The 25609-nt window shown below is 49.4% G+C and carries 7 protein-coding genes; all 7 read left to right on the forward strand.

Going from position 1 to position 25609, the window contains the following annotated elements:
- The first annotated feature begins 177 nt into the window (after positions 1–177).
- The gene (locus GC097_RS28985; RefSeq protein WP_171686754.1) at positions 178–3180 is read left to right on the forward strand and encodes a family 20 glycosylhydrolase; all 3003 of its coding nucleotides are present in this window, start codon (positions 178–180) and stop codon (positions 3178–3180) included.
- A 187-nt stretch (positions 3181–3367) separates the two neighbouring features.
- The gene (locus GC097_RS28990) at positions 3368–7195 is read left to right on the forward strand and encodes an alpha-L-fucosidase (RefSeq protein WP_171686755.1); all 3828 of its coding nucleotides are present in this window, start codon (positions 3368–3370) and stop codon (positions 7193–7195) included.
- 85 nt (positions 7196–7280) lie between these two features.
- The gene (locus tag GC097_RS28995; protein WP_171686756.1) at positions 7281–10460 is read left to right on the forward strand and encodes a beta-N-acetylglucosaminidase domain-containing protein; all 3180 of its coding nucleotides are present in this window, start codon (positions 7281–7283) and stop codon (positions 10458–10460) included.
- 299 nt (positions 10461–10759) lie between these two features.
- Positions 10760–14275, forward strand: coding sequence for an Ig-like domain-containing protein (locus GC097_RS29000; protein WP_171686757.1), 3516 nt, complete (start codon positions 10760–10762; stop codon positions 14273–14275).
- A 170-nt stretch (positions 14276–14445) separates the two neighbouring features.
- Positions 14446–19473, forward strand: coding sequence for an Ig-like domain-containing protein (locus GC097_RS29005; protein WP_171686758.1), 5028 nt, complete (start codon positions 14446–14448; stop codon positions 19471–19473).
- A 69-nt stretch (positions 19474–19542) separates the two neighbouring features.
- Positions 19543–23676, forward strand: coding sequence for a polysaccharide lyase family 8 super-sandwich domain-containing protein (locus GC097_RS29010; protein ID WP_171686759.1), 4134 nt, complete (start codon positions 19543–19545; stop codon positions 23674–23676).
- Positions 23677–23842: 166 nt separating this feature from the next.
- Positions 23843–25603 (forward strand): sensor histidine kinase, encoded by a 1761-nt coding sequence (locus GC097_RS29015; RefSeq protein WP_171686760.1) that lies wholly within the window; start codon positions 23843–23845, stop codon positions 25601–25603.
- Positions 25604–25609 lie beyond the last annotated feature (6 nt).

The following is a 25609-nucleotide window of genomic DNA, read 5'->3' on the forward strand; positions in this document are numbered from 1 at the left end:
TCTAGTTAAAATCGCCGATATCAACCATGATAACGTGATTGACATTCTCGACCTTGCGGCTATCGCCAGCAAAATCATTCAATGAAAGTAAATAGGGGAGGATGCAAGATGGCATCCTCCTTGTTTTTCCAATATGGAGAACGGTGAAACGGGGGAATTCGTTTGAGTTATTCTTTTATGAAACGAAAAACAGTTTTAGCTCTAGTGGTTGTCTCTCTGTTATTTTCTCTATTCCAGTTGCCTTCTGTCACTTACGCAGCGAACGCGGCTCCCAATGTGGTGCCAAGCTTACGGGAGTGGACGGGAGGAACCGGTGCTTTTCAACTCAAAAATACATCACGAATCGTCGTAGATTCCTTATCCAGTGCAGAACTAGCGGATACAGCGGCGGCTTTTAAAGAAGATTTGACATTAGTTACAGGGAAGGCAGTTGCCATTGTAAATGATAATACCGCTAAGGCAGGCGATTTATTCTTATCGCTGAAAACGGACGACGCGGGGATCGGAAATGAAGGATATGTGCTGGAAGCGGGAGCTTTCGTTTCTATTAAAGCGCATACGTCCGGCGGCGTATTTTACGGAACTCGGACGGTACTGCAAATCCTGCAGCAGGACGCTTCGCGATCCTATATGCCTCAAGGCGTAGCCCGGGACTATCCGCAGTACGCACAGCGCGGCATTATGCTTGATGTCGGCCGCAGATATTATTCGATGACCTATCTGGAGGATACGATCAAACGGCTGGCGTGGAACAAGATGAATACATTTCAAATTCATTTTAGCGAATGGAACGGATTCCGTTTGCAAAGTGAAACGTATCCGGGCCTGGCTTCGCCTAAATCGTACAGCAGAGCTGATATCCAAAGGTTGACTGAAATCGCTGATCGGTATCACGTTCTGATCATACCGGAATTAGAAATGCCCGGTCATGCGGCAATCCTTAACAAATTCAACCCGGCGATGAAATTCAGCTGCTCCTCCATGGATAAAGATACGACGGGCTGGAGCATTCCTCAGTTTACGGTCGATTATACGAAAAGCGAAACACGCGCATGGATCAAATCGCTGCTCGATGAGTTTGTTCCGTTGTTTAAAGGACCGTACTTCCATATCGGTTCCGATGAAATTCAAACCGAGGCGAAAATGAATGCTTGTCCCGAGCTTGTTACTTACAAAACGAATAACGGCTTGCCGAAAATCGGGGACAGCTTTATCGAATTTATTAATGAAATGAGCCTGCATGTGAAAGAGCTCGGGAAAACACCGATGAATTGGAACGGGTTTGAAGACTATCATCCCAGCATCGGTTTGAATAGGGGTAACGTTATTACCGTTTGGAGCGACGAAGGCAGCTCCTCGAAGCAAGCGATTGATTTCGCCAAAGAGGGTTATAAAGTTTATGCCTCTCCTGGGAACGTACTTTATGTAACTGCAGGACGCTCTCTTTTGCCAAACACAACATCCATGTATGAGACTTGGAACCCTGCTGTTCATGAGAATATAATGGGTTACTTTCTTTCCATCTGGTCAGACTACTGGGATCAAGTAAAGACACCGGATGGCAGGATTGGATATGAAAGCGGCAGCTCGTTTAAAGGCGTAGAGGTTGGAGAAGGGGAATACGTCATTCCGGAATCCAATTTTGAAGATGCCTCCAGAAAACCGCGCCAAGTGCTCTCCGAAAGAATGTGGGGTGGCCCTCGTTCCGCCAAGGTTGCCGATTTCTTTAACAGGGTTAGTCTGATTGGAGATGAGCCGTCGGTCAGCAACCCGGCCCCAACGGATCCACAGGGAATGACTTCGATTAAAAATGATGTAAAGGGCACAGATGTCAATCAGATTTATTATTCAAAATTAGGCACGAAAAGCAATGGAAGCGACGGGTGGATCGTTGGATCGGATAGTTACACCAGTTTGACCGATACCTATTTTGAAATCAAATTTGTCGGTACACAAGTGAAATTAATTGGCGCGAAAGATCCTGCTCATGGCATTGCGGCTGTATCCTTGGATGGCGGCAGTGAAGTCGATGCGGACCTCTATGCGGCTGCCCGGCAAAATACGGTTGCTTGGTATACCTCACCGGTTTTGCCGCTTGGTGAGCACACCATCAAAGTCAGAGTTGCCGGCAGGAAAAACAGTGCTTCAGCCGGATTTTCTCTTTCTCTCGAACGCGCCGAAGTGATGAACAGGACCGTAGTCGAAAATAATGCCGTTGGTTCGGGCAGCAATCAATTTAACTATACAGGTGCATGGACGATTGCCAATGAAAGCATTAGCGGAACGACAAATGATGAGTTTCAGCTGAAATTTACTGGAAAGCAAATTATTTTGATCGGAACGAAAGGGGCTAATCAAGGTATTGCTGCGATTTCCATTGACGGCGGCGCCGAGCGAATGATTGATATGTACGCTTCAGCTAGTCAAAGCGGAGCCAATGTATTCGTTTCGCAGGTGCTGAGTTCAGGTCCCCATACAATAAAGGTTAGGGTAACGGGAACGAAAAACATCCAGTCGACAGGTACGTTCCTTACCATTGACCGTGCGGAAATCGTCCCTGCAGATCAAATTGTTGGTCCGGTATCTCCCGAAACCACGCTCAGCGGTGCAAGCTCCGTTGCCGCAGGCAGTGAGTTCACGGTCCGTTTCGGACTGCAGAACGTGACGCAAAGCGTCTATGCACAGGATATTAAGTTAAACTATGATGCCAATGTCATGGAATTTGTCTCGGCGAAGTCATCGAAAGACGGTATTAGCGTCATTCAGTCCAAGGATCAAGCAGGCACGCTCCGAGTTATCCTGGCAAGTCAAGGGGCTGGCAATGCCGTAACGGGTACGGCTGAATTTGCCGAGATCGTCTTTAAGGCGAAGAATGTGCAGGAAGCGGCGGTTGGGCTGATCACAGTCGCGGGAGCTACGCTGGCGGATGACAAAGGAGTTGAATGGGAAGTGGACGGATCTTCCATTACGGTTCAAGTTACGCCTGTACCTGCCGGCATTCCGGGAGATGTGAACGGAGATGGCAGAGTGAGCATTGGCGATTTAGGGTTAGCAGCAGCTCATTATGGTGAAACAGCGGCTAGTCCGAACTGGCAGCAGGTGAAAGCGGCGGATATCAACAAAGACGGAATCATCGACATCAGCGATATGGCGGCGATTGCCAATAAGATATTAGAATAAAAGTAACTATTTTTAAAAGATATTAGAATAATTAACTTTTAACGTAAAAAAATCAATTATTATCTAAACGAAGACCATATACAATTAAATTACCAAGAAGTACGGGGGGAGTGTCCAGGCAAAGTATTCGGTTTTGTTATTTTAGATACAAAATGTATCGAATCATATCAAAGAAGGAGGATATCCATTGAGAAACGGGAGTAAGAAGTTTGCAAGTTTAATTTTATCTTGTACCGTATTCGTGTCGATGATACCTGCAATTGCCTTTCCCGAAGGGGCGGTGCAAGCGGCTTCGGCGACCGTGGGTCAAGCGCTGCTCGATGTAGGTTTTGGCGGGTCTTTTACAACGGGAACGGGTTACACGGCTTCTACCGGAGAGATGATAGACGGCTCGATTCTCCGGCGTTCGGGTACCGAGCAGATCATTGCCGGGCAGGGAGCGGTACTAAATGGAGGCTCCGATGGGATCGACTTCAATCCGACAGCAGCTTTCGGTTCGACAACCGAAGACAAGAGTGTGATCGTTGAAGCGAAGTTCAAGCCGAAGGCGGCGGTTTCGCAGAGCGCTCTTGGCACGATTATCGGGATCGGCGGCAACATGTGGGCGCGATATCAATCCGCAACGACGATTGAATATGGTTTCACGGTGCTTAATAACAGCACTTATACCGATTTTAAAGGGACGGTTGCGGCGCCTGAGGCCGATAAGGACCATGTGATTGCGCTCGCTTATGAGCCGAACGCATCAGGTGCAACATTGCGTGCATTTCTTGATGGAAAAGAACTTCCTGCGAAAACTTCGACAATCGGACGCGCAATTCGGTCTGGCAGTCCCAAAGCGGAAGTCGGCTTAGGCAACGATGTTCACCCGTCAGCGCTCACTCGGGGCTTTAAAGGATCGATTTCTCGAGCGGTAATTACCGGCTACTCGGGAAGCTTCGACCCGTCGCTGCTGAAGCTAATGAGCTTATCCAGCGTGAAGAGAAGCTTATCTCTGCAAGGGCTCGGCACCTTGTCGAATACAACGTATACACCTGCGCAGGATGAGCTCCTTCAAGGGCAGCTCGAAGCAAACGGTGCTCAAATAACAGGACTTGGCCGGCTAAGCATGAGCGGTGCCGGATCCCGCATCCAGTTCACTCCGGCGGTCTCGCCGGTAAGCGGCGGTATTCTCACAGCGGATCTGGTGACGGAGATTCTCGCTGCTCCGTCCGCGATTCGGCCGGGCTCGGTCATCATGGATGTGGCGGGAGCCGTAACTTTGAAGCGTTCGACAGCCGGGGAGTCCCTTGAAGTAGTAGTGAATGGCCAGTCCATGGCAACTATCGATATGTCCGGTAAATTTATCGGCGAATATATGCATCTTGGCCTATACTACGACGATCGAAGTGATGGAACTGCCGCCATCAGCGTTTGGTCTGGCCAGCAGCAGCTTGGCCAAACCATTGTTTTGACGGCTAAGCCTAACGCAGACCGCATGAGCGTCATTTTTGCCGGAGATGCTGGAGCCGCATCAGGGACGAGCATGACTGGCGAAATCTACGGTGTGGCTGCGGCCACAGTCGAGGGGGCTTTCAAGGCCGACTTGATGGGGCTGCTTGGCGGTCCTTGCACACTGCCGGAAGGCTTGCAACCAGGCATACGCATTCCAATTAAAGCCAACGAGTGCGCTGCCGTTCTCGCTGAAAAAGCATCGCTTGTTCGACCGGATCAGCGGCAGGTGGATTGGCAGCGGTATGAGCAGACAGCCTTCCTTCATTTTGGGGTGAACACATTCACAGGTCAGGAGTGGGGAACCGGCGACGAGAATCCGAACATTTTCCAGCCGACAGGACTGGATACAGATCAATGGGCGCGTTCGCTGAAAGCCGGGGGCTTCAAAATGGCGATCCTTACCGTCAAGCATCATGACGGCTTCCTGCTTTACCCGTCGCGGTATACCGATCATGACGTAGCCAGCAGCACATGGCGTGGTGGGAAAGGGGATGTGCTGCGTGATTTCGTGACATCGATGCACAAATACGGCATTAAAGCCGGCGTATACTTATCGCCTGCCGACGAGAATGCCTATGCCAAAGGCATTTATGCCAATGGCAGTGCTCGCAGCGAGCGGACTATTCCGACGTTACTCCCTGGAGACGATCGTACAGGGAAGAGCAATCTTCCTAGCTTCCGTTTGCAAGCAACAGACTACGGGGCGGTATTTTTAAACCAACTTTACGAGGTGTTAACGGAGTATGGGGCCATAGACGAGGTATGGTTTGACGGTTCCCAAGGCCGCATTCCGGCTGGGAAAGTAGAAAATTATGATTGGGACAGCTATTACTCGCTAATTCGTTCGCTTGCGCCGCATGCCGTAACAGCGGTGTCGGGAACGGACGTCCGCTGGGTAGGCAATGAATCGGGTTCTGCCCGTACGAACGAGTGGAGCGTTCTCGCAGCCAGAACAGAACCGAATGGCAGCTTGACCTACAGTCCACGCTATTCATCGCCGGATCTCGGCAGCCGTGCGGCGCTTGCTTCCGGGGCCGCCAACGGGATGGCGTATTTAACCTGGTTCCCGGCAGAATCGGATGTAAGCATCCGGTCGGGTTGGTTCTACCATGCCGACCAACATCCGAAATCGGTCAGTCAACTGAGGGATCTGTATATCAATAACGTCGGACGTAACTCTGTACTCTTGCTGAACATCCCGCCCGATAAGAACGGGAAGCTGCCCGATGAAGATGTGATCCGATTGGCGGACTGGCAAAAGCAATTAAAACGCGAGTTCTCCATGAATCTCGCAGCGGGTGCTGACGTGAAAGCTGACAATGGCGCTCCCGATTCTGATCCTAAGCAAGCTATCGACGGATCTTACGACACTTCCTGGTCGTCGGCCTCCAAACAGCCAAGCAGCTTGACTTTTTCTCTAGGTCAGGCAACTGCTATCGATAAGGTTGTGCTGCAGGAGGACATTAGATACGGACAGCAAGTAGAGTCCTACACAGTGGATGTCCGCAGCTCCGATGGCACTTGGAGTCCCATTGTGACGGCCTCGGTCATCGGGTATAAACAGATTTTCAATATGGCAAAGCCAGTCACCGGACAGGAGTTTCGCGTGCGGATTCTCGGATCGCGAGGTCCCGTACATCTGGCAGAGTTCGGACTTTACCGCACCGTACCGGCCACCCAACCTTTTGCCGATCTAAATGGTGACGATTCCGTGGAACAAGGTAAGCCGTTTGTTCTGAATTACGGTTTAAACGGCGTGACGGGGAACATGGCGCAAGGCGTATATGCGCAGGATATCACAGTTGATTATGACGCAAACGCGTTTGAATTCGTTTCAGCCGTTTCTCTGAAGCCAAACGAAGTGGAAGTCGTGCAAACGAGCAGCCCATCGCCGGGCAAAGTGCGTATCATTCTGGCAAGTCTTGGAGGCGATCATGCGGTTAAGCAAGATGGCGATCTTGTGCAATTGAACTGGAAAGCGAAACCGGGTGCGCCGTCAGCCGAAAGTAGATTGACCGTATCCAGCGTCATCCTTGCGGATGCAACAGGTCAAGAAGTTACGGCAGTTGGAGCCGAGCACGGGGTAACTGTTCGTGGGGTTGTGGATAAAGCGGCGCTGAACCAATTGATCCAAGTGTCGCAAGCGGCTCATGATGCTGCTGTCGAAGGAACGCTATCCGGTCAATATCCGGCAGGTTCGAAACAAGCGCTTCAGTCGGCAATCGATGCTGCGAAATTGCTTGCGGGCAATGGGGATGCAACGCAAACGGAAGTGACTTCCGCTGCGGTCGTATTGCAAAGCGCGCTCGATACGTTTAAGGCTATGGTCATTCGGGGAATTCCAGGGGATGTCAACGGGGATAGCCGAGTGAGTATCGGCGATCTGGGCTTTGCAGCGGCGAACTATGGCAAGAACTCGCTAAGTCCAGACTGGGATCTAGTCAAAATCGCCGATATCAACCATGATAACGTGATTGACATTCTCGATCTTGCGGCTATCGCGAATCTAATTATGCAATAGTTTGCTGCATGGCTTGAGCTTAGAGAGCTATTCTCTAAGCTCGAACCATTGCACGGTAAATTTCATTGAAAAGGTGGCATGTATGATGAATGTTAAAAAATCTTTATTCCAAGATGGCATATGGAGAAAAACAACGACGTTGTTCCTGGCTGTCACCATTGCCATTCCTTTGTTTAGCGTTCCGGTTTCGCAAGCGGCAGAGACTGAGCCCGCTTCCAGCTTTCCTGTTATTTCACCCATCCCGCAATCCGTTTCAGTAAAGGGGCAAGGTTTCATCATTCCTGCGGAAGTAGGCCTCGTAACAGGCAGCGGCACGGATTCGGCAGCCGTTCAAGCGGTGGAGGGCATTTTGCGGAATGCAGGCGTTCAGAGCATTAAGCGCGCAAATGATAGCTCTGCCGTTCCTGATGCTCCGGTAAACGTATGGGTTGGCGGACCCTCAGAGAATACGGCTTCAGGCGCTGTCCTGCAAGATTTGGGTGTGACCGGTCCGGAAGATTTAAAAGAGGACGGCTATGTGCTCGCTTCAGGCATCGACTCGTCAGGGCACAAGAACATCGTTCTTGCGGGTAAAAATCAGACGGGCACTTTCTATGCCGCCCAAACGCTTCGTCAAATCATTACTGCTAAAGAGTCCAGCTATTCGATCCCGGGACTTACGGTCAGAGATTGGCCGAAAATGAATTGGCGCGGATCTATTGAAGGCTTCTACGGCGATCCGTGGTCGCATGAAGACCGTCTCAGCCAGCTGGCGTTTTACGGGGAGCAGAAGATGAACATGTTCATCTATGCGCCGAAGGATGATCCGTATCACCGAGATAAGTGGCGCGATCCTTATCCGGCTGATAAAGTGGCCCAAATTGCCGAATTAATCGACAAAGCCAAGCAGGAGCATGTGGAGTTCGTATTCGCCATTTCTCCGGGGAATACCGTATGTTTTTCGGACAATACGGATTTCCAAGCGTTGACGGCAAAGGCGCAAGTGATGTGGGATAAAGGTGTGCGTTCGTTTGCGCTGTTCCTGGACGATATTAACAAAACGCTGAGCTGCAGTGCCGATAAAACGAAGTTTAACAGCGACGCCAGCCCGCCGGCGGCTGCGCAAGCTTTTCTGCTCAACCGGTTCAAAACGGAATTCATCGACACCCATCCGGGCGCTCACCGTTTGATTACGGTTCCGACGGATTATGCCAATATTACGACAACGACGTATATCAACCGTTTTTCTGCGCTTGTCGATCCGAGTATCATTGTGCAATGGACGGGGGCGGCCGTCGTCCCTGCAGGTATCTCTGTATCCGATGCCGATAAAGCCAAAAGCATTTATAAACACGATCTGCTGATCTGGGATAACTACCCGGTTAATGATTACGCAAGAGATAAGATTTACTTAGGTCCGCTGTATAACCGCGATGCCGGATTAGCCGACCATGGCATTATCGGCCTTACGGCGAATCCGATGAATGAAGCGGAAGCTTCCAAAATTGCGCTCTTCTCCATTGCGGATTACCTGTGGAACCCTCAGGCCTATGATCCTGACAGCTCTTGGCTCCTAAGCATTAAGAGATTGGGCGGGCCGGCGGCAGAGGCGTTAAAAACTTTTGCAGAGAATCACTATTCGTCTCCTTTGAATGCGAAGGAATCGCTAACTTTGAGTCCGCTGATCGATAACCTGTGGACTGCGTTTACCGGCAGTGGCACGATAACGGAAACTGTGAACCAATTAATCTCCGAATTCACGAAGCTGCAGCAAACACCGGCGATTTTGCGCAGCACGCTCGGGCACGCCAACTTTATCGCAGAGACGGCCTATTATTTGAATAAGGACGAATTGTATGGAAAAGCGGGCGTAGAAGCTGCTCAAATGCTGCTTTCCCAGAAGCGCAATAATAAGCAGCAGGCGGCAGCGCACAGAACGGCACTGAATACTCTCAAAACGCAGATCAGCGCCATTAAGCAGGTCAAGGCGAATCAAGTATTTGAAGACTTCTTCGCCCGCGCTATCCGGGAAAATGACAATTGGCTGGGCGTTGTTCCCGCAACTCCTTTTCCGATTACAACGATGGGGACGTACCAAACGAATACGCCAGACAAGATGCTTGACGGCAATCTTAATACTTATTTCTGGAGCAACAGCAATCCGGCTGTAGGCGACGTGCTCGGTGTGGATTTAAATGAAGTACGCAAAGTGACGAACGTGCAAGTATTCATGGGGAAATCCGGCAGTCTGTCCGATTATATTCATCACGGCATTCTGGAATATTCGGTGGACGGATCGACGTGGACAAAGCTCGCGACTTTGGAAGAGCAATCCGAGATCAACGTTCCGGTTGATAACCAGAAGGCAAGATTCGTTCGTATAAGGGTAACCGACACGCAAAATTTCTGGGTCATTGTCAGAGAATTTAAAGTAACATCCGAGGCGATACCGAAGGACCCTGCGGTTGTATTAGAGGGGAACGATACGGTTCAAGCAGGGGAGGAGTTCATGCTTAACCTCGGGCTGGACAATGTGCGGCATAGCGTGTATGCGCAGGACATCTCCATGGAGTACGATCCGAACGCGATGGAGTTCGTCTCAGCGGCCCCTGTTCAGGATGGCATACAGTTGCTTGCAACTGTGAAAAACACAGCTGGCAAACTTCGCCTGATTACGGCAAGCGAAGGTGCTGCACATGGCGTTACGGGCAGCGCGCAGCTGCTGAAATTGATTTTCAAAGCCAAACACGTGCCGCAAGCGGTTGAAGGGCTGGTCACGGTATCCGACATCACGTTGGGCGATGACCAGGGAGCGGAAACGAAACTGGCCTCATCGGCGATGGGCATTCAGATCACGCTTCCTTCTATCGATAAGTCGGATTTGACCGATCTTATTCATGTTGCGCAAACAGCACACGATGCTGCCTTGGAAGGCACGCAAATTGGCCAGTATCCGGTTGGAGCGAAACAATTGCTTCAAACGGCAATCGATGTGGCTAAGATTGTGGCTAATGATGCGAACGCTACGCAAGAACAAGTGAGCACCGCAGTCGCTACCTTGCATGGTGCGTTGGATACATTCAAAGCCTCGATTATTACGCGAGACATGGGTGACATCAACAACGATGGCAAAGTGAGCATCGGGGATCTTGCGATCGCGGCATCTTTCTACGGCCTAACATCAAGCAGTCCGAACTGGGAACAAGCGAAGAAAGCCGATGTCAACGGGGACAATGTTATCGACATCTTCGATTTGGCTGCAATTGCGAGGAAAATTATCGAGTAAAGCAGGATTGGGATGGACACGAACTTACATGCGTTTTGTTAAGTTCGTGTCTGTCTTTTTATTGATCTTTTTTTACAAAAAAAATATAAAAAATGAGTCCCTAGTACCACCATTGTGAAAATAAAAAGCCGAATAAATTCGCATTGTAGGAACCTTTGTCGAATGTCTTGTCAATTATCGAACTCTCGAATAAGATCACAGTGTAACGGGTTGTTATTATGTGTTTTTGTATTGTTTTTGTTTTGTAAAGCGTGTCTGTAATCAGCTCAACCATTATTTTAATTCGGGAGGATGTCCAAATGAAAGTCACGTTTAAGCAGGTTTTCATTTCTACGCTCACAGCCGCACTATTAGCAACTACAGGTTTGCCTGCAGCGCTGCCGTTTATGGCGCAAACCGCCTATGCCGAAGTTGCTGCTTCGGATTTAGCGCTCCAATTGAAGTTTGAGGACAATGCTGTCGACAGCTCCGCAAACGATACAAGTGTTACGCCAGCAGGGAATCCGACCTATGTGCCGGGAAGAGTCGGGAAGGCGCTCAATCTTACTTCGACGAGTGCGAACAGGCAATATTTGAATTTGGGCAAGCCAGCCAATCTTCAGTTCGGCACGGGCACGAGCTTTACATTGGCATTTTGGGTAAAGTCGCCAGGCGTAGCGAGCGATCCGCCGGTTATTTCGAACAAAAACTGGGCGAACGGCGCCAATGTGGGCTATGTATTAGCTTTACAGCCGAATAACAGTTTGAAATGGAATTACAACACGCAAGGCGGATCAAGGGCGGATGCCGAAATTCCGAACGTTGCTGATGGAAAATGGCATCACATCGTAGTATCTCACGATCGAACAACCGGACGGGCAGATTTCTATAAAGACGGCGTCCCCGTGGCGGTTTCAGTGAAGAACGGCACCTTGTATCAAAACATCACGAATAGTATGAATATTGCCGGCAGGACGGGAACGATTGATGCCGGGCTATCTACGATGATCGGCAACGACGGTACGGGAGCGTATGCTGTGAATACGTTTGACATGCAAGTGGATGAGCTCCAGATCATCAAACGTGTCGTTACGGCGCAGGAAGCCGGGGATATGTTTAACAGTGCGCCTCCGGTGCAGGTGAATAATAATTTCAACGGTTCCTTGAATTTAATTGGCGCTGAACATGCGGTACAGGGGGGCACCTTCCGAGTCAACTTAGATCTTCGCACGCCGACGATGAGCACGGCGGTGGATAAATCCGTTATAGAACTCGCCTATGACAGCAGCTTGTTCGAATTTGTAAGTGCGACGAAAGCGGTATCTGCGGATACGTCCACGCCAGGCATTGTGAAGTTAACCCTTCCGGGAGGCATCGTTTACAGCCAAACAAATCCGCTGGAATACAGTAAATCAAGAATTTCCGAAGTGTTTTTCAGAACGAAAGCAGCTTCCGGACAAGGCCAAATTCAAGTGAACAAGGCTGAATTTTATACCGGTACGACGAAAATGGTAAATGAAACGTTTATATCGCAGCCTGAAACGGTTCAAATCCATCCGAAAGCGACAGAAGACTTGAACAAGGACGGCGTGGTTACGGTAGGGGATCTTGCACTCGCGCAGGGCAATTCGGAAGATCTGCAGAAACAGATTGCTGCAAATGCGCAGTATGTTCCTTACAAGAGGGTTGTCGTCATCGGCATGGACGGCGGCGGCGTGTCCGTGATGCCAAATGCGCCGTATTGGGAGACGCCAAGTTCGCCTAAGGAGCAAGTCGGCTCCCGGCAAATTGCGCCTAACCTGCGGAGCTTGATTGAGAAAGGGGCGGCAAGTTATACAGCTAAAACGACACTGCCGTCAAGCTCATCGCCAAACTGGGGAGCCATGCTGAACGGCGTAGACTTCAGCAAGCATCAGATCAATAATGACGATAGCGGCATGTTTTATTATTCGGAAACGTCCCCCTATCCTTCCGTCTTTAAAAAGGTGAGAGAAGCACTTCCGAACAAGAAGCTTGCGGCTTTTGCGACATGGAAAAATATTGTGGACGGTCATATTGAACCGTCAGTCGGTGTAGAGGTCGGTTCGGGAGGCGACGAAGTGGACGCTGCTGCTTTCGCCCAATATGTGGCAAGCGGAAAAGCGCTGGATACGTCTTTGATGTTCATCCAATTCGATGATATGGATCATGCGGGTCACTCTTACGGCTTCTATACAAAGCAGTATTACGAGCAGTTGACGAAAACGGATCTGAATGTGGGCACAATCGTGAACTCGCTGCGCGATAAAAACCTGCTGGATGATACGCTCATCCTGATGCTGCCGGATCACGGCGGAGGTACGGAAAATGCGAATACGACGCTGGGAAGCGCTACTTCGCACGGTCAAGATTCCCCGCTGGCGACTACGATTTTCTTTGCGGCTAACGGCAGAACGGTTGCCACGGATACGGGCAAGGAGAAAATTCTGCAGGGCGGCACGACCAAAGATTTGGCAGCCACCGTATTAAAGGCGCTGGGCATTAACGGAACAATCGGCGATTCTCAAGGGATTAACGGCATGTTCGTAGCGCAGAAGGATCAGAACAAAGCGGATTCGCCGAATCTGCAGTTGACCAAAGTAGTCGCTCCAACCACGCAGCAGCTCAAGCATTATGAGTTGGCGGTTAGCAGCTTGTCATCGGCAGCGAAAGCGATGGATGTCGTGGTAGCGACGGACGGTTTGAATGTGACAGCGGTAGAGCCTGTTCAAGAGGGCGTGAAGGTGCTCCGAAGCGAGTCGGCGAACGGGCGCACGAGAATCGTGCTGAGCGCAGAGAATGGCATTACGCCGGATGCAGCTTTGCTGAAGCTTCAAGTGACACCGCTGAACGAGAATGCCTCTGCAGCGTTGGAAACAGCGGTAGTCGCCAATGCTCAGGGCGCAGAAGCGCTGCCGAATTTGAAAAGTGCGGTGCGAGAGGATACGGAAGTGCAGATTCCGGCAACTGGCGTGCAGGTCGACAAGTCTTCTGCAACCGTCAAGCAAGGAGAAACAATAGCGTTGACAGCTGCTGTACAGCCTGCGAATGCGAGCAACAAGAACGTGACTTGGAGCAGCAGCGATCCTACGGTAGCGAGCGTGGAGAATGCCGGGGGCAAAGGAATTGTCACCGGATTGAAGACAGGGACGGTCACGATTACGGCCACAAGTGTCGACGGCGGCTTTAAGGCGACAAGTCAAGTGACAGTGGAAGCAGGGGTGCCTTCAAGTGCGAAGACAACGCTCAGCAGCTCATCTTCAGTCTACACAGGCAATGAATTTGTTGTGCGCTTGGGGCTTAGCAGCGTTACGAGCCAAGTGTATGCGCAGGATCTTATCATGAACTACGATGCGAGTCTGTTGGACTTCGTATCGGTCAAGTCGGTTAAAGAGAAAGTAAGCCTTATCGATACGAAGAAGACGGCAGGCCAATTGCGTTTCATTCTAGCCAGCGAGGGCGCTGGAAATGCGGTTTCGGGCGATGCGCAGCTGCTTGAAGTAACTTTTAGAGCGAAGTCGGTTTCGCAATCGGCATCCGCAGCGATTGCTGTGGCAAGCGCCATTCTTGCTGATGGGGCGGGCGTGGAAACGTCAGCAACCGTGTCGTCTGTAGGGGTAAATATTACCGTAGGCATCCCGGGCGATATTAACCATGACGGTAAAGTAAGTATTGGTGACCTTGCTTTTGCAGCTGCCCATTATGGCAAAACAACCTCCAGCGCAGATTGGCAGGAAGTGAAGGCAGCGGATATTAACGGTGATGGCATCATTGACATTATCGATCTTGCAGCGATTGCGGCGAAAATTTTAGAATAAACGGAAGTGCGGAGATCGGAGAAGATAGTTTCTCCGGTCTCCTTTTCGCTCAACATGTATGTAAAGAATTTAAACGAAAAAGTAAAGATTATGCACATGATTTGGACAATACGTATTGTATCATATGAGATGACAATTGCTTCTCATAAGATACAAAGGAGCCGTGAACGATGCCATTTATTAAAACGTTTAAACGCACTGTGTCCTTCGGTGTTGTTTCGCTTTTGGCTATGAATGTGATTCATTTTCCAGCCGGAAGCAGCCCAACCGCCTATGCGGCAGTCTTCCCATCACCGTCGGCCATTCCCACGGTAGTCAGTACCTATGTGGTCGCTGACAAATCGCAGATCGCGGTGTTGGGCGAGCAAGTACAGTTGAAAGTCATGGCACGTATGAGCGACGGATCGAATATCGAGTTAAAGAAAACGACGGCCTCCAACTCGACGGATCCCCAGTTGAACAGCGTGCATTATTCATCCAGTGTTCAAGGCGTCACGATCAACGATGCAACAGGCATCTTGACCTACGATGGCTCTGCGGGCAATGTTCCTGTCGATGTTAAGGCGGACGTTAAGTATCTGGATGTGAAATATTTTGAAGGCTTTGAAAATGGGAACTTAGGCAGTTTTAGTTATGATCCTGCGGCAAACACGACAAATACGTCTGTAATTGCAAGCAGCGGGGCTGGTGTTCCTGCACATAGCGGTTCATACAGCGCTAATCGCGCTGGTACAGCCAATAATACCGAAAGAATAGATATGGGAGCAGCGTTAAATGGCACGGTAACGGCGTGGTTCTATAACGGGTCTCCAACCGGCCAATCTCGAAATAATATTTGGGTAGGGACGAAAGTAACCACAAGTTCTCCTGTTGGGGCTGTCGATGTATCCAATGGATTAATCCTTGGGGAACATTGGGATGGCGCAACGGGATCGAGTACTAATTTCGTATCGAGAATTATGACTTCTGCCTTTTCAGCAGCATCGGTAACTAGAGGAACAGCGCCAGCTTGGCATGAGTTTAAATGGGACCTCACTTCGGGTACGGATGCCAAAATGTATATTGACGGGATGCTGGTTGGAACGACAACGAAAGAAACCAAATACCAATATGTAGCTTTGTTAGGAAATTGGGCGCCTAATAATACGGCAACTTATTATGACGATATTAAAACCACACAGCTTGGAACGAGTCTCTCAACTCCATTATCGATCCCTGTTACGACGGCAGATTTGCAAGGATTAACGGTATCCGGTCAAGATGGTGCAACGGCCATTACTGCGGATACAGGAACTCTGCAAATGACTGCGACTGTAAACCCTGCCGGCGCACCTTCAACTGTCGTATGGAAAGTAGAAAATTCAGATGGCACGCCGACGAATGCTGCTGAAATTTCCGCAACTGGACTATTGTCAGCGAAGGCAAATGGAACAGTGAAGGTCACGGCTACTTCTACGGCAAAGCCGGAAATTTCCAATAGCGCGATCGTAACGATCACTGGACAAACCGTAAAAGCAGCAGGCATAACGATACAAGCGCCATCGGGAGCAACAAGATTCACTACGCTTGATCCTGTTCCGCTTAGCGCCTCGGTCATACCGGCTGACACGGCAGATCCAACCGTCACATGGGCTGTTGTGGAAGGGACAGACGTCGCTGCGATTTCGAGCACGGGTGTTCTTACACCGGTTAAAGCCGGTACAATCCAAATTCAAGCGACATCCAATGACCCAAGCGGCGTAAAGAGCAATATGCTGAAGTTAACGTTCGATGTCAAGATGACATCACTGATTGTGACTGGAGCAGGCGGAGCTTCTGCGATAACTTCCCGGTCAGGTCAGCTTCAAATGGGAGCGACCGCCCAGCCAGGCGGAGCGGCAACTAATAACGTAGCATGGACCGTAGATAATGGGACCGGAAGTGCAACGATCAGCAGCACCGGCTTATTGACTGCTGTTTCCAACGGTACTGTGACTGTAAAGGCAACGGCGCAAGACGGCAGCGGTGTCGTCGGTCAAGCAATCATCACTATTTCGGGGCAGGGAAGCCATACCTTCTATGTCAGCTCATCTTCAGGAGATGATGCCAATGATGGGTTAAGCGCAGCCACACCATGGAAAACGCTGAATAAAGTCAGCGGCACGACGTTTATCCCTGGCGATAGAATTTTGCTTAAAGCAGGGGATGCATGGAACGGTCAATTATGGCCGAAAGGCTCTGGAGCCGATGGCAATCCGATCATTATCGACCAATACGGCACAGGCAATAAGCCTGTCATTAACGGGCAGGGGAATAATTTTGATAAAACGATCTACAATTCAACAACGACTTACAATACAGGGGCTGTTTTCCTAAGAAATCAGGAATACTGGGAACTCAACAATCTGGAAGTAACGAATGATGACAATTTCATGGTTGAAAACAACGATTCGGCTGCTCTGAGAGCGGGTATCTTCTTTACGATTGATGCCAATGAAAGCGATCGGGTGTATAACCACATTTATATTCGAAACTGTTATGTCCACGATATTGACGGCAACAACAACGCAGGCCCTAAAGAAAACGGCGGAATTATCGGCGTCGTGAAAGGCACGGCTGCTTTGAGCCAAGCTACAGCGGCCAGATTCAATGATGTAAAAATAGAAAATAATACGATTCGCAAAGTCGATCGCGTCGCGATTCGCGTTGCGGCACATACGAACTATGTAGGCGACGATTCCTTTTCCACAACAGCTACTTTTAAATACGGCAACTGGAACACAGGCTTTTATATCGGACACAACACAATGGAAGATGTGGGCGGAGACGGCATTATTTTGCGCGATACCGACGGGGCCGTATTGGAATATAACTATTTGAACAAATTTGGAACCCGGGTGGCGAGCAGCAACGCTATCGCAGGCATTTGGCTGGCAGTCGCCAAGAACACGCTCATTCAATATAACGAGGTTACTGGAGGGCCGGCGAATAATCAGGATGGCTGCGCCTATGATTTTGACGAATTCCTGATCAATACGGTCTACCAGTACAATTACAGTCATGACAATCCGATGGGCTTTATGCTCCTCATGGGCACGAATGAGAACGATGTATTGCGGTACAACGTCAGTCAGAACGACGGGATTATTTTCCGCCATTTTGCTTTTGACGAGAAGACGACAGGTTCTATTTATAATAATGTGTTTTATTATGACGGCAGTAAGAACCAAATTATGGGCTCCGGCAACACAGTGAAGAACGGGTACAGTTTCTATAATAATATTTTCTATAATACGAACGCTTCGACGCCTACAAATTGGCTGAACAACAGTTGGAGCAACGCTTTATTCAGCAACAACGTGTTCTACGAGGCGGGTGGCGTTCATCCGGCCAACGAACCTAGCGATGCCAACAAAGTGACTGCGGATCCGAAGTTTGTAAATCCTGGCGGAGCGGGAATCGGGCTGCTGAGCGCTTATGCTTACGAACTTCAACCGGACTCACCTGCGATTAATGCAGGGATATCGGTAAGCAATAACGGCGGCAAAGATTATGCAGGCAATCCGCTATATAAAGGATTCGCGGACATTGGCGCGTTCGAATTCCAAGGCGATACAACGGGAATCAATCACCGTCCGTTAATCTCGGATGCGAAGTATAGCGTGAAAGCGGACCGCCCGGTAACAGGCAGACTGTCTGCGACCGATCCTGATGGCGATCTCCTTCATTTTTCTATCGTGAGCAACGGGGTTTTGGGAACGGTTCGGCTTGTAGACAGCAGTACGGGTGAGTTCGTCTACACGCCTAATCCGGGTGTGACAGGGAACGATAGCTTTACGTTCAAAGCGTCGGATGGCTTGTTGGATTCTAATATCGGCACCGTAACCATCGCGATTGCTCTATCCAACCTGATGCAAAACGGCGGATTCGAAGCAGGAACAACGACGCCTCCTCCTGGCTGGTCATCGTTCTACGGGACTGGCGCTGCCATCATCAGCGATCCGGCCCATGTTCATTCCGGCAGCAATGCCGTGAAATTTGTTAGCAACAATTCAGGCGCTGAGCAAGTGGTGAACGGTTTGACACCGAACACTTACTATGTAGCCAGAGGCTGGATCAAAGTGATGGATGCCGGAAATACCCAAAGCATCGGCGTCAAAAATTACGGCGGTACGCAAATTTCCAAATCGATAGGCACATTGAACTACTCTGAGGGGAAAGTCATATTCAAAACAGGCGCGACGAATACATCGGCCAACATCTACTCCTGGAAAAATACGACTGCGAGCAACGATGGAAAGGTAGCGTATATTGACGATTTTTCACTCTCTTTGTATGAGAACCCTACGGCCGTAAGTACAACTGTAAATACCGTGCATGACGCCGTTTATAGCAGCAATTTGACGGTCAGCCGTTATGACGGGGATGCTCTGACGTATTCCATTACTGCTAACGGCACGAAAGGGACCGCAGTGATTACCGATCCAGCAACGGGAGCGTTCACGTATACGCCGAATGCCGGCGCAACTGGCACGGATACGTTCACCTTCAAGGCAAACGACGGAATTGCGGATTCGGACGCAGCTGTCATTACGGTCAACATCGCGGCTTCACCGATGGCACTATCGACAGAGCTTACAGGCGGCAGCACAGTAGCGAGCGGCGAGTCGTTCAAGGTTACATTCAGCTTGAAGAACTTGACGCAAGCGGCATTGGCGCAAGATATCACTGTTGAATATGACGCGAATACGATGGATTTCGTTTCTGCAAGATCGGTTATTGACGGTGTCTCCATTCTTGAGCCGATTAAGCAATCGACAGGCAAAGTAAGATTGATTATCGTCAGTCAAGGCATCACACATGCGGTTAGCGGCAATGCGCAAGTTGTGGAGCTGACGTTTAAAGCGAAGGCTTTGACGCAAAATACGACGGGAACCATCACCGTATCGAAGGCGGTTCTTGGGGATGCGCAAGGCGGGGAAACAGAAGCGGCTCCATCAAGCTTCGGTATAGCGATCATAGCTCCGATTCCTGGTATTCCCGGCGACGTTAACAACGATATGAAAGTGACGATCGGCGATTTGGCTATCGTGGCATCCTACTACGGCAAAGATTCAACCAGCCCGGATTGGGAGCAGGCGAAGAAAGCGGATGTGAATGGCGACAATGTGATTGACATTTACGACCTTGCTTTTGTAGCGGCTAAAATTATTGAGTAATGATAAGGAGGGGGAGTGCAGGCTGCTCCCCCTTTTTTATAAGTCAGAATCAACCTTAAGGAGGTACTAATGAGACAAAAGAAGGGTACATCCAAGCATCCATTTGCAAAAAGATTAACGATTCACCTAGTGCTGACTCTGCTCGTCATGATCTCTGTATTGCCCCAGTCTCCCGCAATTGCATTAGGGGCTTCCAATCCTGTAGACGAATACGATGTGCTTCGCGGTAAAATGTTCACTTATTTTACAGGCGGAGACGCCTACGATCCGAATGATCCGGATATCTCTGCGAACATCGCATTTAAGAGCGATTTGGTGAGCAATACCAATCTGACCGGGTACTGGGATACGATGAACAAAGCGGCGAACCGAACTTTTTTATGGGCAGATTTGCAAAGTACGACGAAATCCGCCGAGGTTTCTTCGCATTATACCCGATTGAATCAAATGGCCATTGCTTATGCGACGATTGGCTCCCCTTTCTATCATAATGCAAGCCTCAAAAACGATATTATCAGCGGTTTGGACTGGGCGTATGCCAACCGGTACAAAGAATCCAAAAGCGAATATGACAATTGGTGGGACTGGGAAATCGGAACCCCTCAGCTCGTCAACAGCACGCTGGTGCTCATGTATGATGATTTGACGCAGACGCAGATTGATAATTACATGCGGACTATTGACCGATTTGTGCCTAACCCCGGCATTCGAACGGTGAGTTCGGTGGTGGAAACAGGCGCGAATTTGCTTGATAAAGCCTATGTTGTCGCTCTACGCGGCGTGATCGGCAAATCGAGCACCAAAATTACACTGGGCAGGGATTCAATGAGCCCCGCTTTTCTATATGTGAAAAGCGGAGATGGCTTTTACGAGGACGGCTCTTTTATTCAGCATACTTATGTTGCCTATACAGGCGGGTACGGAGATGTGCTGCTCGGAAGAATGGCGGATCTGCTTTATTTATTGAGCGGATCTTCATGGAGGATTACGGACCCGAATGTGGCCAATGTATACCGATGGGTAGAGGAATCTTACAAACCGCTTATTTATATGGGTGCAAGCATGGACAACTTGAAAGGACGGGGAATATCGCGGCAAAGCGGGAATGATCATACGACGGGACGATCCATCATCCTCAGCATGCTTCGTCTGGCAGAAGGAGCACCGCCCGAACAAGCGACAAAGATCAAGCGGATGGTCAAGGAATGGATTTCAACCGATACAACGTTCGCGAACTATTACACAGGAGCGGGCATGTTCGAAATGATCCTCGGCAAAAGGCTGATGAGTGACCCTTCGATCGCTCCTCAAGGCAAGCTGGTAGGTCAATACCAATTTCCGGGCATGGACCGCATTTCCCAGCTTCGTGAAAATTTCGGGCTTGGAATCAGCATGTTTTCGCCACGTGTTTCCGCCTTTGAATATGGCAATGGTGAAAATATTAAGGGTTGGTACACGGGGGTCGGCATGACGACACTGTACAACAACGACTTGAAGCAGTATAGCGGCAATTACTGGGCTACGGTCAATATGTACCGTCTTCCGGGTACGACAACGGACGGTTCCGGCAGCGGAACACCGGTGGACTGGAAAAACTATTCAAACCCGAACACGTGGGTGGGAGGCTCTGCCGTCGATCAAATTTACGGTTCTGCAGGGATGCAGTTTTCGCTGTCCCAAAATACGGGAAGTCCTTTGCAAGGTAAAAAATCGTGGTTCATGCTCGGAGATCAAATCGTCGCCCTCGGTTCCGGAATTGCGAGCACAGATGCCGTACGCACGGTTGAAACCATTGTTGAGAACCGTAAGCTGAATGAAAATGGCGACAACCCGTTGACTGTAGACGGCGTGACGAAGCCAATCGGGGCCGGATGGTCGGAACAAATGAACAATGTGCATTGGGCATCTTTGGCCGGGAATGTTTCGGGTTCCAATATCGGCTACTATTTCCCTGGCACTGCAACCATAACCGGCCTGCGGGAATCCAGAACAGGCACATGGAAGCAGGTAAATACGGGAGGAAGCACGGATCAAGTGACGAATCCATTCTTGAGCCTGGCGTTCAATCATGGCAAGTCGCCTGTGAATGCTTCTTATGCCTATGTCGTGCTGCCAGGCAAAGACGCGGCTGCAACAGCGAACTATGCGGCAAACCCGGATATTCAAATTCTCGAGAATTCAGGGGATGCGCATGCGGTCATGGATACCACCCTGCATGCAGTAGGAGCTAACTTCTGGAATGATGTGACCAAAACCGTGTACGCGAACAATGAACCTCTCCTCACAAGCAGCCAAAAAGCGTCGGTCACAACGCTTGAAACGAACGGGCAGCTCCATATCGGCATTTCCGATCCGACGAAAGCGAACACGGGAACAATTCAGCTTGAAATTAACCGCAGCGCAACCGGCGTTGTTTCCCTTGATCCCGGGATTACGGTGACCCAGTTCAGTCCGACCATCAAGATGGCGGTGAATACAAGCGGAGCATTCGGCAGCACGTTTGAAGCCAAGTTCAATTTGGTGGCGGCTTCTAAGCCCGACACGCCTGTATTGGCAAGAGCAGAAGGCGGAGCGTCGCAAGTCATGTTGACTTGGAGCGGAGTACAAGGAGCAGCCGGATACCGAGTAAAGTACGGCACGTCTCCCGGAGTGTACACCCAAACGGTCGAGGTTAGAGATGTGAGCTTCACGAATCAATTTGCGGTCACGGGTCTGAAAACCGGGAAAACATATTATTTTGCCGTAACAGCCTACAATGCGGCCGGAGGAAGCGGTACTTCGAACGAGTTGTCCGCCGCACCGGTTCCAATCGTTACGCTGTTGCCTGAAGCAGATGCTTATGTCCGAGACGGCACATATGCCGGAACGAACTATGGAACCGCAGATAGTTTGGTGACCAAGCAGGATGCTGCAGGATATGCCCGACAATCGTACTTAAGATTCAATCTTGCTTCGATTCCAGGAACCATCGAGAGTGCCAAAGTTACGCTCGTTCCTGTTGGCGTTAGTATGGCAGGCACAACGAATCAGGCTCAGCTAGTGAGCGATAACAGCTGGGGCGAGACAGCGGTCAACTGGAACAATAAGCCTGCGGGAGGTGCGCCTTTTGCGACTTGGGCGGCTACAACAACTTATAGTCCCATCAAGTTTGATGTGACGAATCAAGTGAATGGAGCGATTGCGGCCGATAAGAAAATGTCGCTGTTGATTGCCTCTACGTCGAATCAAGGCTCGAAAGGCGACATTTCTTACGCATCCAGGGAGCATGTAACTACCGCTTACCGACCTGTTCTTGAGATCACTTTAAGCAGTCCTGAAAACCATGCCCCGCTAGCGGCAGATACGCAGGTATCGACTACAGAGAATACGCCGGTCTCGGGTACGCTCAGCGCTAGCGATGCGGATGAGGATGACCTAACGTATTCCATCGCAGCCAATGGTATGAAAGGAACGGCAGTTGTAACGAATGCTGCAACAGGAGCATTTACGTATACGCCTGCGTCGGGAGAGACCGGTACAGATACGTTCACGTTCCGCGTAAGCGACGGTATAACGCAATCGAATACAGCTACGGTAACGGTCAACATCGCGGCTTCGCAGGCGGTGCTTTCGACAGAGCTTACAGGAGGCAGTACGGTAGCGGCCGGAGAGCCGTTCAACGTTGCTTTCGGTTTGAAAAACGTGACACAAGCGGCATTGGCACAAGATATCTCCATTGAATATGACGCCAATACGATGGATTTCGTTTCTGCCAAGTCGCTGATCGATGGAGTCTCCATTATGGAGACGGTTAAGCAGTCTTCGGGTAAGTTAAGATTGATCCTTGTCAGTCAAGGCATCGCCCATGCGGTTAGCGGCAATGCGCAAGTTGTGGAGCTGACGTTCAAAGCGAAGGCTTTGGAACAAAACACGACGGGAACCATCACCGTGTCGAAGGCGGTTCTTGGAGATGCGCAAGGCGAAGAAGCGCAAGCTGCTGCTTCAAGCTTTAGCATCGCCATCATAGCTCCGATTCCCGGCATTCCCGGCGACCTGAACAACGATATGAAAGTGACGATCGGCGATTTGGCCATCGTGGCAGCTTATTACGGCAAAGATTCAACCAGCCCGGATTGGGAACAGGCGAAGAAGGCGGACGTGAATGGCGACAACGTGATTGACATTAAGGACCTTGCTTTTGTGGCGGCTAAAATGTTTGAGTAAACACGATTAACGGGATAAGGTTGTTGTCACGGAATCATGACAACAACTTTATCCCGTTTCGGGTTTTGATCCTTTGGAAACGCAGGAAAATTGTTCCTTCTGACGAATAGATAGATTCACTGCATATTCTGAGGACAGATTCTATATTTGGACAAGGAGTGCGACAATGAGAAGACTGCAGGTCAGGTTTAGGACAAAGCTATTTATCACGTACCTGCTATTAGTTTCTTTGCCCCTGTTTGTACTAGGTTATTTGTCGTATCGCCAATATGAGAAATCGATTGAAAAAAATGTTGGTGAATACGTACCTGCGATTTTAAACCAGGCAAACGCAAATATCGATAAGTATTTGTCAGAACTCGTATCCATTCCGGATGTCGTCACAAGATCGGGCGAAGTTATGGCGATCCTCCGGAAAAAGGATCAGGACAAAATTTCCGTCATGGAACAGGAAGCGTTTACAGTTCAATCGTATTTGGCCAATAACATTGTGAATGGCGGGCACCAAGATGTCATTGCTGTGTTTATTCAGTCGAAGAACCGGGTGTTTTCAAGCTCTCGATTGAACTTTCAAGGAAGCGCGTTTCTACAAGAAAAAAATCCGTTTCAGCAAGAAATGGATTTACAAGGCAAGCTGTTGTTTGTTCCTCCGGAAAGACTGAAGCTCGTGTTCGAGAATAATCAACCGTTTATTTCCATATACAAGCAATTGTATGATGCGGAAAATATGAATCCACTTTGCACGGTGCTGCTCATCGTCAGTTTGGATGAAATATCCAAAATATGCAATCGGATTCCGCTTGCAAACAATGGGATGGTTCTGCTTAATAATGAAGTAGGACAGACGGTATATAATAACGACAGCCAGTTCATCGGCAAAATAGGTACGCCTGAAATATCGCTTTCTAAAGGCACTTCCGAATTGAAAATCAATAGGGAGAGAGTGATGGTTAGCGCCGACGTATCTGATTATACCAACTGGACGCTGGCAACAATTAATCCTGTAAAGGAACTGACGAGGGAAACAATAGGGATTCGTAATTTTACGATAGCGATCTTCTCGATATGTTTAATTGTATCCGTTCTCATATCTTTCTTTTTCTCCCAAACGGTGACCAGTCCGATTCGCTCGCTGCAGCTGCTGATGCGGGAAGTCGAGAAGGGTAACTTCCGTGTTTCGTTTCCTGTTCATCAAACGGATGAAATCGGTGAATTGGGAAATAGTTTTAATCACATGGTAGAACGGATTCAGGAGCTTGTACAAAGGGTCTATCAAGTAGAAATCAGACAAAAGGAAGCCGAGTTGGCTGCCTTGCAAAGCCAGATCAGTCCTCACTTTTTATATAATACGTTGGAGTCAATCCAAATGGTCATTGAGTTAGACGATAGTGTAAGGGCTTCCAATATGATTTCCGCCTTATGCCATATGCTGAGATTCGCAGCAAGAAGAGGCGATGTTGTAAACATTGGCGATGAGGTCAAGCATATTACCGATTATCTTTATATTCAAAAAATGCGATACGGCCAACGATGTCAGTATGAGATTGAGATGGACCCGGGCATTCATCCATTCTTTGCTCCCAAATTCATTTTACAGCCCCTTGTTGAAAATGCGATTCGCCATGTTGTCGAGAAAACGAATTCGCCAACTCAGATTAAAATCACAATCACGAAGTATTCTGAAAGTATTCAATTTTCGGTTCAAGATAACGGGCAAGGAATACCGTGTGATACACTGAGCAGGCTCCAAGTCATACTCCAAGGTGAACAGCTCCCCGATCAAAAGCATGGTATCGGATTATTAAATGTACATAGCCGGATACAACTGTTGTATGGGGTCGATTATGGCGTGACTGTTGCAAGCATGGAAAGGGAAGGGACAATAATCACAGTACGCATTCCGTATATAACAAAACCATCCAAATAAACAGGA

Origin of the sequence: Paenibacillus planticolens (assembly GCF_013141725.1) — a bacterium.
Classification (GTDB): Bacteria; Bacillota; Bacilli; order Paenibacillales; family NBRC-103111; genus Paenibacillus_E; species Paenibacillus_E planticolens.